Below are 15,258 nucleotides of genomic sequence, written 5' to 3'. Positions count from 1 at the left end.
TCCAGGCCGCCGCTCCCTGACACCTCGCCCGGGCAATGCAAACGCGTGATGCAACAGCGGGACGCGGCGCCGATATGCGCAGAATTCACGCGGAATCGGTGCCCGGCCGGCGGCCCCGGGTTCGTGCCCGCGGTGGATGACGCGTAGTTCCACGGAAATGTGTGAAGTTTCATTGCTCTGGCGAGGGAACAGGATAGAACCAAGGAACCGACCGGCATGCCGGTCCGGGAAGATTCGGACAGTTCAAGGAGGCCGCCACCATGCTGAACCCATCTCTTCGAAACATTCAGTGGGTCGTGGTGTTGGCGATGGGGCTTGGCGCGTGGCCCGTTGGATCGTTCGCGCAGGACGACGAAGCGAGCACGAAGGTGGTGGTCGCAGCCGCCTATACGGAGGATCTGATCGACGAAGCGACCTTCATCGGGAAGGGCGAGGCGATCGACAAGGTGGATATCGTCGCGCGTGTCAGCGGCTTCCTTCTGGAACGGGTGGTCTCCGAAGGCAGGGAGGTCGAAGAGGACGACGTGCTGTTCCGCATCGAACCGGACGCCTACGAGGCGGCGCTGGCTGCGCGACAGGCCGATCTGGCAAGGGCCGAGGCCAACCTCGAACTTGCCGAGATCGAGCTCACCCGTCGGCAGGAACTGGTGAATCGCCAGGCCTCACCGCAAAGCGAGGCGGATATCGCACGCGCGAACAAGCTGGTGGCGGAAGCCGAAGTGCAGGCGGCTCAGGCGGCTATCCGCGCCGCTGAACTCGATCTGAGTTACACGGAGATCACGGCACCCTTTCCGGGGCGCCTTGGCTCGATTTCCAGAAGCGAAGGGGATCTTGTCGGCCCGTCAACATCCGAACTGGTGACGCTGGTCCGCGAAAAACCGGTTCACGTATCGTTTTCGCTCACCGAGAAGCAACTTCTCGATGTTCTGGAGCAGATTCAGGCACATCTCCCGGAACTGGCGAACACGGATCTGACGCCAGATGTCTTCGTGACGCTCCCGAACGGAACACGGCTGGAAGAGCCGGGGCGAATCGTGTTTGCGGATAACCGGATCGACCCGGCAACCGGTACAATTGCGCTGAAGGCGGAATTCCCCAATACGCAACGGCTCATCGTGGACGGTGCCTTCATGGATGTACGGATCCAGGCGCTCAAGCCCGAGACCAAGCTTCTGATCCCGCAGGCCGCGGTACAGCGAGACCAGCGGGGCGATTTCGTACTGGTTGTCACGTCTGACCAGCGGGTCGAGCAGCGCTACGTCACCCTTGGTCGGCAACACGAGACCACGTTCGTCGTGCAAGACGGGTTGCGGGAAGGCGAGATGGTGATTGTCGAAGGGTTGCAACGCGTACGCCCGGGGGTGATCGTCGAAAGCGTTCTGGCCGGCACCGCCGCCGAGGCGGGGGAATAACGGATGTTCTCGGCAATTTTCATTCGTCGCCAGAAGACGGCGCTCGTTATCTCGCTGGTCCTGACGATCATGGGCGCCATTGCCTATTCTGTCCTGCCGGTGGAGCAGTTTCCGGATATTACACCGCCCGTCGTGCGGGTGAGTGCCAACTACACCGGTGCGAATGCCGAGACGGTAGAGAACACCGTTGCCGCGCCGATCGAGGCGCAGGTCAACGGCGTTGACGACATGATCTACATGTCTTCGGACAGTTCGGACAACGGCTCGTATTCCCTGTCGGTCACCTTTGAGGTCGGAACCGATCCGGACATTGCTTCCGTCAACGTGCAGAACCGCGTGGCTCAGGCAACCGCGGCACTTCCGTCGGAAGTGACCAGCACAGGCGTCGTAACGCGGAAGTCCTCCACCAACATGCTGCTCGTCGCGACGCTCTACTCGCCGAACGGCACCTACGACGAGGTGTTCCTGTCGAATTACGCATCGATCAACCTCAAGGATGCTTTGGCTCGGGTGAAAGGGGTCGGGCAGGCTGATGTGCTGACCAACTTCGAGTACGCAATGCGGATGTGGCTCGACGCCGACCGAATGGCGAGCCTCGGCCTCACGCCGGGCGATGTGATTGGTGCGATCCGCGAGCAGAACCTGGAAGTGTCCGCCGGTCAGCTTGGCTCGGCACCGGCGCCCGAGGGCCAGCAGTTTCAGTACACGCTCAAATCCAAGGGGAGGTTGGCGTCGGTCGACGAGTTCGAGGATATCGTGATCCGCACCGGCGATGCTGGTGCGATCGTCCGGGTCAAGGATGTGGCGCGGGTGGAACTTGGCGCGAATTACTACAACGCCTCGGGCCGCTTCAGCGGGCTACCTTCGACTGTGCTGGCCGTCTACCAGGCACCGGGGGAGAATGCGCTTGCCGTGTCGGAGGGCGTTTTGGCCGAACTTGACCGTCTCTCCAAGGTCTTTCCTGACGATATCGAGTATGCGGTCCCGTACAATTCTACCGATTTCGTGGAGAAATCGCTGGATGACGTGGTGTCGACGCTGATCCTGACGTTCGCGCTGGTGATGACGGTGGTCTTCATCTTCCTCGGCTCCTGGCGTGCGACGATCATTCCGATGGTCGCCATCCCGGTCTCGCTGATCGGCACCTTCGCGTTTCTGCTCGCCTTTGGCATGTCGCTCAACACGGTTTCGCTCTTTGCGCTGGTGCTGGCCATCGGCATCGTGGTGGACGACGCCATCGTCGTGGTCGAGAACGTCGAACGCATCATCGCCGAGGAGGGGTTGCCACCGGCGGAAGCCACGGCAAAGGCGATGGGGCAGATAACCGGGCCGATCATCGCCACAACGCTGGTGCTGCTCGCAGTCTTCGTGCCGGTCACGTTGATGCCGGGCATCACAGGGCGGCTCTATTCGCAATTCGCCGTGACAATCTCGACCGCTGTCGTGATTTCCTCCATCAATGCGCTCACCCTGTCGCCGGCCCTCTGCGCCATGGTGTTGCGGCCCCGGTCGGGTGGGCCCAGGGGGATCTTTGCTGTTTTCGAGCGCACCATTGACCGCGTCAGAAACGGCTACACGGGGATCGTGAAGCGTTTCGTGCGCGTGGCGCTCCTGAGCGTCGTCGCGGTTGCGGCGTTCACGTCGGTTACCGGCTCACTCTTCGTCGCAACGCCAAAAGGCTTCATCCCCTCCGAGGACAATGGCGTTCTCTTTGTGGATGTGCAGCTTCCTGACGCCGCATCGCTCGAGCGGACGGAGGTTGTGACGGATCGGATTAACGGCAACCTCGAGACCCTGCCGGGGGTCGCCAATACAGTGCTCGTGAACGGGTTCAGCCTGATGTCGGGCAGCGGGTCCAACGCCGCGCTGATCATCGTCAACCTGGATCCATGGGAGGAGCGGACCGACCCGGAGCTGCACGCCAACGCGATCCTGCAAGGGATCCTCGGCATTGCCAACCAGGAGGTTGGGGCAAGTGTGCTTGCATTCAATCCGCCGCCCATTTCCGGCCTTGGGTTGTCTGCCGGCGTTGAGATGAAGGTGCAGCAAACTGGCGGTGGCTCTCCGCAAGACCTGTCGTCGGCTCTTGGCGGGCTGGTCTATGCCGTCAACCAGCGACCGGAGATCGCACAGGCCTACACGACGTTCCGCGCGAACGTGCCTCAGATTTTCGTCGACCTCGATCGCGAAAAGGCAAAGTCGCTCGACGTGCCGGTGAGTGAGGTGTTCCAGACATTGCAGTCCTTCCTGGGGTCTTACTACGTGAACGATTTCAATTTGTTCGGGCGCGTATACAAGGTGCTGATCCAGGCAGAGGGCGAGCAAAGGAACCAAGTCGAGGATATTGCCCAGCTTCATGTTCGTTCGAACACCGGCGATATGGTTCCGCTGGGAACGCTCATCGACGTGGAGAACATCCTCGGGCCGATCCTCCTCAATCGCTACAACATGTTCCGCTCCGCCACGGTCACGGCCGTACCTGCGCCGGGCTTTGCCACCGGCGACGCCATTCGGGTGCTGGAGGAGGAAGCCGTCACGGCCCTTCCGCCGGGATATGCCTACGAATGGACCGGCACCGCTCAGCAGCAGCAGGACTCCGCCGGCATGGTGCAGGTCATCCTGATCATGGCGATCCTGTTCGGCTATCTTTTCTTGGTGGCGCAATACGAGAGTTGGACCATGCCCGTGGCGATCCTGCTATCGGTTACGGTGGCACTCTTCGGCGCGGTTCTGGCCGTGGCGATCACCGGCAACGACATCAACCTCTACACACAGATCGGAATGATCATGCTCGTGGGCCTCGGGGCGAAAAACGCGATCCTTATCGTGGAATTCGCCATGGAACGGCGAGAGGCTGGCATGAGCGTGCGCGAGGCCGCTGTCGAGGCGGCGCATCAACGGTTCCGAGCCGTCATGATGACGGCGCTCAGTTTCTTGCTCGGTGTTGTACCGCTGTTGGTCGCCACGGGCGCGGGGGCGGCCAGTCAGCGCGCTATCGGTATTGCCGTGTTCGGGGGCATGTTGGCCGCGACTGTGATCGGCGTCGTCATCGTCCCGGTGCTCTACGTGGTGCTCCAGAACCTGCGGGAGTGGGTGAAGCGCGGCATGGGCCGCGCTCCGGATGCGCCCGCACCACAGGAAGTGGAGCAGGGCTAGCTCCTTCGGATCAGGTGACGGCGTGCGATCGGCCCTGTCGACGCCCGCCGGCAAGAAGCCACAGGCAGAACGTGGTCTCGGCCACGATCGGCAAAAGGTATGCCGGCGCGAAGGCAGCGGCGGCCGCGGGCGACATGAGACGTAGCGTCGTACCCGTCAGGTAGACCAGCCCTGCGAGCATTACGAGCGCCCCGAGCCACTGCGCGAAGGCTGGGTGCCGCAGGAGCAAAACCCCGGTCAGAAGGCAGTTCACGCCGAAGAATGCGAGCCCGGTGTCGTACCCCATACCATGCACTTCCAGCAGTGCGCCGAGACTGCCGCCGTCTCCCGCTGCATCGGCCTGCGAAAGGGCGAGCAGGCCGAAGAGCCCCAGCATGTTGGCGCCGATAATTGCCGTTTGTACCAACCGGAAGGCCATTGCCATCCCTGCGAGCAGGCGCCCGTAAGGGGCGAGGATGGCGAAGAGCACGACCGCCAAGGCGACATCGCAAATCGCCATGAGCATATCCGCCACCAGGCTTAGCCTCAGGACAGTTGCACCCTCCTGGATCCGGATGGCCAGCGGGTCTTGAGACTGCCCCGAAAGAACCGGTGCACGCAGGGCCAATTCCGCGCCAAGGCCAAGGAGAATGATTGCCAGATAGAGCACGCCGGCAATCCGGAACAGGCGATGATCGGGGATGTGTGTCATGGGGCGGGTCTCCGTTTTGACGCGATACGGGTAGAGTGCCGCCTGAACACGCGGAGTGGAATTGCCCAGGGATGCAGAACAGTCATGCTATTGTGCATATGCAGGGGCGGCATCCGCAGGTTTGGAATCCAAGCAGTTGCCGGCTCTAGGCCCAGGTGCCAACCGAGGCTTCCAATTCCGACAGCAGATCGCGCGTCAGGATTTGCCGGCAATGCCCTGAGATCGTGTCCAGCGCCGCCGCGTGCCGCTCCGCGCTGTAGGTGGCGCAGGCATCAGTGACCTGCGTGACGTGGTATCCGAGATCGGCGGCATCCCGGATCGCGCTTTCCACGCAATCGTCGGTTTCCATCCCGCAGACCACGAGTTGGCGCACGCCGAGGCTGCGCAGGACGTAGTCGATATTGGTCGAGATGAAGACCGATGAAGAGGATTTGGGCAGCACGATTTCGTCGTCGTCCGGAGCCAGCGCGTCGATCACGCGTCCATCCCAACTGCCCTTGGGGACATTGTAGCCAAGCGTCTTGTAGTCGAGCCCCCTGTCGCGCCCGTCCCGGGTCAGGCTCTCGATTGTCGTGAACAGAACCTCGATCCCCGCGTTGCGAAACCCTGTCTGCAGCTGCTGGATATTCGGGATGACCTGGCGGTCAAGCTCCCGAAAAAACCATCCGAACCTGTCTGCCCGGTCCGCTTCGGACAGCGAGGAATAAGCGCCGCCTGTCTCGCTGGCTGTGTAATTCTGCATGTCGATAACAAGCAGTGCGGATTCCGGAATGTGAAGTGGTACGTCGCGCGAGATCATTGCCCTGGCCCCCCTCCTGGACAACCTCCGACCCCGGAGGATGATGACGCCACGGTAGCGCACCGCAGGCGTGGCGGCCATTGGGTGAATCGCCGCTCACAGGCGCAGATTCCCTGGATTCGAGCGCGGATTTCATGGTCTCGTCTGACCGGCCCAGGCCCGGCCCTGGGTCATCCCATGCGCTCCGACGCGTAGCTGCCTGGGCTCGCGGGGAAGACCACCGTCTTGGTGCCGTTCAGGAAGACGCGGTGGTGAATGTGGGCGTGGATCGCACGGCTCAGAACGAGGCTTTCCACATCGCGGCCGAGAGAGACGTAGTCCGACGGCGACTGAGCGTGGGTGACCCGGACGATGTCTTGCTCGATAATCGGTCCTTCGTCGAGATCGGCGGTCACGTAGTGCGATGTCGCTCCGATCAGCTTCACGCCGCGTTCGAATGCCTGCTTGTAGGGGTTGGCGCCTTTGAAGGAGGGCAGGAAGGAGTGGTGGATGTTGATGATCCGCCCCGACATCCGGGTGCACATCTCGTCCGAGAGCACCTGCATGTAGCGCGCAAGCACCACCAATTCGGCACCGGTCTCCTCGATGATCTCCATCTGCCGCGCTTCGGCCTGCGGTTTGTTGGCCTTGGTTACATTGATGTAGTGGAACGGGATATCGTGGTTCACTACCACCTTCTGGTAGGCTAGGTGATTGGAGACCACGCCGACGATGTCGATGGGCAGCGCGCCGATCCGCCAGCGATAGAGCAGATCGTTCAGGCAATGCCCGAAGCGCGAGACCATGATCAGAACCTTCATTCGCGACGCGGCGTCGTGGAAGGCGTGTTCCATCCGAAAGGTCTCGGCCACTGGCGAGAAAGCCGCTGCGAGATCTGCCATGTCCGTTCCGCCTTCGCTGGCGAAGGATACCCGCATGAAGAAGTGACCCGTCTCCATGTCGTCGAACTGATGGGAGTCAGTGATGTTGCATTCGTTTTCGGCCAGAAAACTCGAAACGGCCGCGACGATGCCGCGTCGGCTGGGGCATTTCACGGTCAGGGCAAATCGGCTCATCGGGTGTCTTTCCTGCAGTAGTCGCGTTTCCCGCATTGGTGCCGCGGTGCGGCATCGGCCGAAAGCGCGAATGCGCGCCGTTGGCGACCGAAATCAATGCCAGCCGCTCCGATTGCATCCCGCCGTTTCCGATTGGCGAAACCCTGCCTGTTTATTAGGCGCCATAGAGGGATGCGAGCCACGGTCGCGCGCTTCGTGCCGCGCAGCGGCGGTTTCATCTCGTCAGTATTTCCTGCCTGTGCTTGCGTGAGTCGTGAGACTCCAGAACGGGACACCCAATGTCGATCAAGGCCGCCATTCACCATTTGACGCATTACAAGTACGACCGGCCGGTAACGCTCGGTCCGCAGATCATCCGCCTGCGCCCCGCGCCGCACAGCCGTACGCGAGTGATTTCGCACTCGCTGAAGGTCAGCCCAAGCGGGCATTTCGTGAACCATCAGCAGGACCCGTATGGCAATTGGCTGGGGCGTTTCGTCTTTCCCGAACCAGTGCGGGAGTTGAAGATCGAGGTGGACCTCGTGGCGGACATGTCGGTCTATAATCCGTTCGACTTCTTCGTGGAGGAGCGTGCGGAGCATTACCCGTTCGACTATCCGACCGACCTGTCGGAGGACCTATCGATCTACCTTACGCCGGAACCTGCCGGACCGAAGCTGCAGGCGCTGCTCAAGAGCATCGACCGCAAGGGCGAGCCGAAGACGGTGGATTTCCTCGTCGCGCTCAATCACCGGCTGGAGAAGATGATCGACTATGTCATCCGGATGGAGCCGGGGGTGCAGACGCCGGAGGAGACGCTGACGGTGCGCAAGGGGTCCTGCCGCGATACCTCGTGGCTGCTGGTCCAAGTGCTCCGGCATCTCGGTATCGCGGCGCGGTTCGTCTCGGGCTACCTGATCCAGCTCAAGCCCGACCTGAAATCACTCGACGGCCCGTCCGGCACCGACCACGATTTCACCGACCTGCACGCCTGGTGCGAGGCCTATATCCCCGGTGCGGGCTGGGTCGGTTTCGACCCGACCTCCGGCTTGCTCACCGGAGAAAGCCACATTCCGCTGGCCGCCACTCCGCATTTCCGCAATGCCGCGCCGATCTCCGGCATGGCGAGCCCGGCGGAGGTGGACTTCGAGTTCGACATGCGGGTTTACCGCATCGCAGAACACCCCCGGATCACCAAGCCCTTCCCGCAGGACAGCTGGGAGAAGCTGGATACCCTGGGCAAGAAGGTCGACGAGGCTCTTCTGGAAGGCGATGTGCGGCTGACGATGGGCGGTGAACCGACGTTTGTCTCCATCGATGACTTCGAGAGCGACGAGTGGAACACCGCCGCCGTCGGCCCGATGAAGCGAGGGCTCGCCGACGACCTGATCCGTCGGTTGCGCAAGCGTTTTGCGCCGGGGGGCTTCCTGCATTACGGGCAGGGCAAGTGGTATCCGGGCGAAAGCCTGCCGCGCTGGACCTTCTCGCTCTACTGGCGGCGGGATGGCAAGCCGATCTGGCACAATCAGGACCTCTTCGCGGAAGAGGAGACGGATACCGAGGTCGGATGGAAAGACGCGGAGGCGTTGCTCGAAACCGTCGCCGAAACGCTTGGCGTCGATCCCGACCACGTTCAACCTGCATACGAGGATCCGGCGGAATGGCTGGTGAAGGAGGCGAATCTTCCCGAAAACGTCTCACCGGACAACTCCAAACTGAAGGACCCCGAGGAACGGCACCGCATTGCGCGGGTCTTCGAGCGCGGTTTGACAGAACCCACCGGCGTGGTGCTGCCGGTCCAGCGCTGGCAGGCCAAGGGCTTTGCCAACTGGACGACGGAGCTTTGGCGGACCCGTCGCGGAAAGATCTTCCTGATCCCCGGCGACAGTCCAGTGGGCTTCCGGCTTCCCATCGACTCGCTGCCCTATATTCCGACAGTCTCCTATCCCTACATCTATCCAGCCGATCCGGCGGTGCAGGAAGGCGACCTGCCGGAATTCGAACGCCCCGTACCGACCGAGGGTAGGGTTCAGCAAGCCGCGCGGTTCCGGGCCGAACGCCCGCGCCAGGAACTGCACCCGCAATCGGCGGTGGAACCGCTCGGTGGCAACGTTCGCACGGCGATGACGGTGGAGCCGAGGGGGGGGCGGTTGTGCGTTTTCATGCCGCCGACCACGACGGTGGACGACTACCTCGAACTGCTGGCCGCGGTGGAACATGCGGCCGCGGACACCGGATTGCCAGTGCATATCGAGGGCTACCAGCCGCCGCATGATTCCCGGCTGAACGTGATCCGCGTCGCGCCCGACCCCGGCGTACTGGAGGTCAACGTCCACCCGGCGCAATCCTGGCAGGATTGCAAGGCGATCACAGAAGCCGTGTACGAGGAGGCCCGGCAAGCCCGCCTCGGGGCCGACAAGTTCATGATCGACGGGCGCCATTGCGGTACTGGCGGCGGCAACCACGTGGTCGTGGGCGGCGCGAACCCGCTCGACAGCCCGTTCCTGCGCCGCCCCGACCTGTTGAAATCGCTGATCCTTCACTGGCAACGGCATCCGTCGCTCAGCTACCTGTTCTCCGGGCTGTTCATTGGGCCGACGAGCCAGGCGCCAAGGATCGATGAAGCGCGCCACGATAGTCTTTACGAGTTGGAAATAGCGCTGAACCAGATCCACGCGCCAAGCCAGGGGCAGGTGCCGCCTCCGTGGCTGGTGGATCGGCTGTTGCGTAACATCCTGATAGACGTGACCGGCAACACACATCGCGCGGAGATTTGCATCGACAAGCTCTATTCGCCCGATGGTCCGACCGGACGGCTCGGGCTGATCGAGTTCCGGGGGTTCGAGATGCCGCCCGACCCCCGCATGTCGCTGGCCCAGCAATTGCTGATCCGGGCACTCATTGCCCGGATGTGGGCGCAGCCGGTGACCGGCGCCCCGATCCGCTGGGGGACACGCCTGCATGACCGGTTCATGCTGCCCTATTTCGTTTGGGAGGATTTCCTGGACGTTCTGCGCGACTTGTCGGACCATGGGTTCGAAATGGACCCTGAATGGTTCAAGGCTCAGGCAGAGTTCCGCTTCCCGTTCTGCGGAGAGGTGGAATACGAGGGCGTACATCTGGAGATCCGACAGGCGCTGGAACCCTGGCACGTGCTGGGAGAGACCGGCGCCATCGGCGGTACCGTGCGTTATACCGACAGTTCGGTGGAACGATTGCAGGTGCAACTCACCACAACCGACCCGGAGAGATACGTCGTTGCGTGCAATCGTCGGCGCTTGCCCCTGCAGGCGGCCGGAACCGGCGGCGTTTCGGTCGCTGCGGTGCGCTACAAAGCATGGCAGCCGCCCGAAGCGCTGCATCCGGTCCTGCCCATTGATGCGCCGCTTACCTTCGATGTCTTCGATACCTGGACGGGCAGGGCGCTTGGAGGGTGCACATACCACGTTGCGCATCCCGGCGGGCGCAACTACGATACCTTCCCGGTCAATGGGAACGAAGCACAGGCGCGGCGCCTGTCGCGTTTCGAACCACACGGGCACAGTGCCGGGGCCTACTTGCCCCCGGCCGAATTGCCCCATAGGGAGTTCCCCATGACACTCGACCTGAGGCGCGCGCCCGGTCTCTAGGAGGCGAAGAGAATATGGAGGGACAGCAGGCCGACCCGCTCCAGCGGTTCCTGTCGGGCTATGCCCCTCCAGCGGGGGTGCCCGATGAATTGCTGGATGGCCGGGGTGCCGTCCGGCCGGTCTGGACGGATTTCATCTCCCGGCTCGCAGCAATGTCGCCGGAACGTCTGGAAACGCGAATTTCCCACGGCGACCAGTACCTGCGCGACGCCGGCGTCTATTTCCGCCGCTATGGGCCTGCGGACGCATCCCGCCGCGACTGGCCGCTCAGCCATATACCGCTGCTGATCTCCGAGGAGGACTGGACGGAGATATCCGCCGGTCTGGTCGAACGCGCCGAACTCCTCGAAAAGATCGTCGCCGATATCTATGGTGAGAACCGGCTCGTGTCACACGGGCACCTGCCGGCGTCGTTGGTCGCCCACAACGCAGAATGGCTGCGACCGCTTGTGGGGGTGAAGCCGCGCTCCGGAAAGTTTCTCCACTTCGTCGCGTTCGACATCGGGCGCGGTCCCGAGGGCAACTGGTGGGTGCTCGGAGATCGTACCCAGGCCCCGTCCGGTGCGGGTTTTGCGGTTGAGAACCGGATCGCCACCTCGCGGGTCTACTCCGACATTTTCGCCAGTGCCGGGATACCCCGCCTGGCGGGGTTCTTCCGTGAGTTTCGCGATACGCTCATGGCGATGCGCGAGACCGGCGAGAGCCGCATCGGCATTCTGACGCCCGGTCAGATGAACGAAACCTATTTCGAACATGCCTATATCGCGCGATACCTTGGCTTCACGTTGCTTGAGGGCGATGATCTGGCCGTTCAGAACGGGCGGTTGATGATCCGAACCGTGGACGGATTCCAGCCGATTTCTGTGCTTTGGCGCCGACTCGATGCGGCCTGGGTAGACCCGCTGGAGCTTCGCGAAGGATCGCAGCTTGGAACGCCGGGGCTGCTGCGCGCGGTGCGCGAAGGCAACCTGACCATGGTCAATGCGTTGGGTGTCGGTATCCTGGAAACGCGGGCGCTCATGGCGTTCCTGCCGCGGCTGAGCGAAGTGCTTGCGGGCAAACCGCTACGCCTGCCGAATATCGCAACCTGGTGGTGCGGGCAGGACAGTGAGCGGGCCTATGTGCGGGAGAATGCCGAGCGGATGACACTCGGCGACGCGTTTTCCACCGGGCTTCTCTACGAGACGGGGGATGTCACGCCGCCGTCGACCGGCTTCTCCGACTGGATCGAGCGCAAGGGCGCCGGGCTGGTCGGCCAGGAAAAGGTGCGGCTCTCCACGGCGCCGGCGCTGATCGACGGCGAATTGCAACCGAGGCCGATGAGCCTGCGGGTCTTTCTGGCGCGCACGCGGGAGGGCTGGACGGTCATGCCCGGTGGGTTCGCGCGGATCGGTCAATCGGCGAGCTCCAACGTTGTGGCGATGCAGAAGGGCGGACGTGTTGCGGATGTCTGGGTGCATGCACGCGGTTCGGACACTGAGGAGTCGATCGCGGCGCCCGCTCGCGGCACCGTCGCGCGCACACCGCCCGGCGCCCTGCCAAGTCGCGCCGCCGACAACCTTTACTGGCTCGGGCGCTATGTTGAGAGGTCGGAGTATTTGGTGCGACTGCTGCGCGCGCACCACGCGAGACTGGCCGAGAGCGACGCGCCCGGCGGCCCGCTTCTGCGATTGGTTGCTGCCCATCTCAAGGGCTATCGCTGCGATCCCCGCGAAGCCGTGCCAGAAGGGCTTATCGACACGATCCGTGCCGCGCATGGCAGCGCTGGCCATGTCGGGGATCGTTTTTCGGTGGACGGTACACTTGCGCTTGCCGATCTGGAACGAACGGCGATCGGTTTCTCCAACCGCGTGCAAACGGGGGACGACGCGACTCGTGCCATGAGCGTTTTGCTTCGAAAGCTCAATGGGTTCGCGGGGCTCGTGCATGACAACATGTACCGGTTTACCGGCTGGCGCTTTCTGTCTCTGGGCCGCGCATTGGAGCGGGCGGCCAATACTTCCGCCTGCCTTGTCGCCTTTGCCGACCCCATTGCACCGGCCGGTAGCCTGGATATGGCGTTGGAAATTGCCGACAGCGTGATGACCCACCACCGGCGCTACACTGTTTCAACCAACCGGGAGACCGTGGTTGACCTGTTGGGACTGGACGCGCTGAACCCGCGTTCGATCCTTTGCCAGTTCAACGATATCGAGGGTCACTTGGAGCACCTTCCCGGCACTGGAGAGCACCGCCCGATGTCTCCGTTGAGCCGCGCGGTTCTGCGCGCCCGCACGGACCTGGCGTTGCAGACCCCGTCGACGCTCGACACGACATGTCTCACGCGGCTGAAAGACGAGATTGCCGACATGTCCGACCAGCTGACGCTGGCCTATCTTGGGTAGACGCGAGATGCTTTACGACCTTCGCATGTCGATCAGCTATGACTACCCCGGTGCCGCCAGCTCCGCGCGGCATCTGCTTCGGCTCTTGCCCGCCCAGATTTCCGGCTTGCAGCATGTGAGCGCTCAGCGAATGCAGGTCCGGCCAAAGCCGGTGGAATGGCTGGAGGGCACCGATTTCTTCGGCAATCGCACCGTTGAAGTGGCATTGGATCAGCCGCATGAAGAGAGCCTCTTCGAGATCGCGGCGCGTGTGGAACGCTTTGGACCCGGCCGGTTGCTGGATGTTTCGCCGCGGCTCGAGGATCTGCCGCGTGATCTGGCGCTGCATCAATCCTTGGAACCCGAAGCGCCACACCACTTTCTCGGGAGTTCCCCCCGCATCTCGCCGCACCCCGAGATGACCGCCTATGCGCATGAGGTGGCTGAGGGGTCGGCCACGGTTCTTGAGCTTGTGCTGCGTCTAGGAGAGCGGATTCATGCGGATTTCGATTTCGATCCGGAGGCGACCGAGGTCGATACGCCGGCGCTGACAGCTTTCGAACGCCGCCACGGTGTGTGCCAGGATTTCACCCACGTGATGATTTCGTGCCTGCGCGGCGTTGGCGTTCCGGCGGGATATGTCAGCGGATTCCTTCGAACTGTGCCGCCCGAGGGACAGCCACGGCTGGAAGGAGCGGATGCCATGCATGCCTGGGTTCGGTGCTGGTGCGGCCATCAGGCGGGGTGGGTGGAATATGACCCGACCAATGCCCAGCAGGTGCGTCGCGACCATATCGTGATCGCCTACGGGCGCGACTACGGCGACATCGCGCCGGTGAAGGGGATGATGCGCCTGGCAGGCGATCATAGTACGACCCAATCGGTCGACGTTATTCCGCTGGAGTGAATTTTGAAGCTGAAAAAGGGATATTTATCAATATCTTTTGGGGTGATATTAACATTGGTCGAGAGGTGGAATGACACCTGAGGCACGGATCGCAGCGGCAGCCGAGATCCTTGATCTCTATCTGGCAGGAGAGCCTGCGGAACGGGCACTGACGCGGTGGGCCCGCCGCAGCCGGTTTGCCGGGTCGGGTGATCGGGCAGCAATTCGCGACCACGTGTACGACGCCATTCGACGGCAACGTTCTGCAGCCGCCGCGGGTGGCGCGGAGACCGGTCGTGGATTGATAATCGGTCTGTTGCGCCTGCAGGGGGTGGACCCGACGACGATGCTGACCGGCACCGGATATTCCCTGCCGCCGCTCAGCGACGCGGAAAGCGCGCATACGCCAGAGCTTTCCGAGGCCGAGGCTCTGGATTGCCCTGAATGGCTGGAGGCGGACCTCAGACACAGCCTGGGCGGCGACTATGCCCGGGTCATGAATGTCTTGCGTGAGAGAGCCGATGTGTTTCTGAGGGTGAATCTGGCGCGAGGCACGTTGAAGGAGGCACAGGCGGCGCTTGCTGGAGACCGGATCGTCACGGAGCCCCATCCGCTATCGACGACGGCGCTGCGGGTGATAGAGGGTGCCCGTCGTGTCAGCGCCTCCGAAGCTTACCGGAACGGGTTGGTCGAGTTGCAGGATGCCGCGTCTCAGGCCGTTTCCGATCGCATTCCTCTGCCGAACTCCGGGCCTGTTCTGGACTATTGTGCCGGCGGCGGGGGAAAGGCACTCGCCCTTGCCGCACGGTTCGACGGTGAGATCGTCGCACATGACGCAAAACCGGCACGTATGAAGGACATTCCGGCGCGCGCTGCTCGAGCTGGGGCCCGGGTGAAGACTATTTCGCATGAGAACATTGCCCGGCTTGCCCCGTTTGACGTCATTGTCGCGGATGTTCCGTGCTCCGGCAGTGGCGCGTGGCGCCGCCAGCCGGAAGCGAAATGGCGCCTCGACCGGCCGGCGCTCGCTGCTTTGCTGGCTACGCAGGCGGAGATCCTTAGCGAGGTGGCTCGCCTGACGGCCGATGGGGGAGCTGTCGCCTACATGACCTGTTCGATTCTGCAGCAGGAGAACACTGGGCAGATTGACCGGTTCCTGCAGAAACACCCGTTATGGGACGTGGAGACCTGCGAACAGCTATCGCCGCTTTCTGGCGGAGATGGTTTCTTTCTGAGTGTGTTGCGCCGAAATGCTTGAAGCGGGGCGGCGGATGGCCGCTCCTTGTCC

The 15,258-nt window shown here is 62.9% G+C and carries 9 protein-coding genes; 6 read left to right on the top strand and 3 right to left on the bottom strand.

Translation table 11 applies throughout. The features are described from left to right. Positions 1-260 precede the first annotated feature (260 nt). Together ARC39_RS20145 and ARC39_RS20140 are read left to right on the top strand one after the other, a co-directional pair. Complete coding sequence (locus tag ARC39_RS20145) at positions 261-1,412, top strand: efflux RND transporter periplasmic adaptor subunit (RefSeq protein WP_068116979.1); 1,152 nt, start codon at positions 261-263, stop codon at positions 1,410-1,412. Positions 1,413-1,415: 3 nt separating this feature from the next. Continuing rightward, positions 1,416-4,568: an efflux RND transporter permease subunit gene (locus tag ARC39_RS20140; protein WP_068116978.1), complete on the top strand. Its 3,153-nt coding sequence runs from the start codon at positions 1,416-1,418 to the stop codon at positions 4,566-4,568. Positions 4,569-4,578: 10 nt separating this feature from the next. Here the strand turns inward: ARC39_RS20140 and ARC39_RS20135 are convergent, their stop codons facing one another. From ARC39_RS20135 to purU, 3 genes are all read right to left on the bottom strand, one after another. Next, the gene (locus ARC39_RS20135; RefSeq protein ID WP_068116977.1) at positions 4,579-5,259 is read right to left on the bottom strand and encodes a DUF4386 domain-containing protein; all 681 of its coding nucleotides are present in this window, start codon (positions 5,257-5,259) and stop codon (positions 4,579-4,581) included. A 145-nt stretch (positions 5,260-5,404) separates the two neighbouring features. After that, positions 5,405-6,058: a cysteine hydrolase family protein gene (locus tag ARC39_RS20130; RefSeq protein WP_068116976.1), complete on the bottom strand. Its 654-nt coding sequence runs from the start codon at positions 6,056-6,058 to the stop codon at positions 5,405-5,407. A gap of 170 nt (positions 6,059-6,228) precedes the next feature. Continuing rightward, entirely contained in the window at positions 6,229-7,113 is an 885-nt protein-coding gene (gene purU, locus ARC39_RS20125) for a formyltetrahydrofolate deformylase (protein WP_068116975.1), read from the bottom strand. A gap of 278 nt (positions 7,114-7,391) precedes the next feature. On the opposite strand from purU, the gene ARC39_RS20115 reads away from it, so the two are divergent. The 4 genes from ARC39_RS20115 (at position 7,392) to ARC39_RS20100 (ending at position 15,228) form a co-directional block, all read left to right on the top strand. Further along, positions 7,392-10,721: a transglutaminase family protein gene (locus tag ARC39_RS20115; RefSeq protein WP_068116972.1), complete on the top strand. Its 3,330-nt coding sequence runs from the start codon at positions 7,392-7,394 to the stop codon at positions 10,719-10,721. A 14-nt stretch (positions 10,722-10,735) separates the two neighbouring features. Next, positions 10,736-13,105 carry a circularly permuted type 2 ATP-grasp protein gene (locus tag ARC39_RS20110; protein WP_068116968.1) on the top strand — a complete coding sequence of 790 codons (2,370 nt, stop codon included), beginning with the start codon at positions 10,736-10,738 and terminating at the stop codon, positions 13,103-13,105. 7 nt (positions 13,106-13,112) lie between these two features. Continuing rightward, a complete protein-coding gene (locus ARC39_RS20105) occupies positions 13,113-13,991 on the top strand; it encodes a transglutaminase family protein (RefSeq protein ID WP_068116966.1) in 879 nt (292 codons plus the stop codon). Between the two features lie 70 nt (positions 13,992-14,061). Next, complete coding sequence (locus ARC39_RS20100) at positions 14,062-15,228, top strand: RsmB/NOP family class I SAM-dependent RNA methyltransferase (protein WP_068116965.1); 1,167 nt, start codon at positions 14,062-14,064, stop codon at positions 15,226-15,228. The last annotated feature ends 30 nt before the right edge of the window (positions 15,229-15,258 follow it).

It is taken from the genome of Tropicimonas marinistellae, assembly GCF_001509585.1.
GTDB lineage: Bacteria > Pseudomonadota > Alphaproteobacteria > Rhodobacterales > Rhodobacteraceae > Tropicimonas > Tropicimonas marinistellae.
Note: the sequence above shows the minus strand (reverse complement) of the source record. Positions and strands in the feature narration are given on the sequence as shown.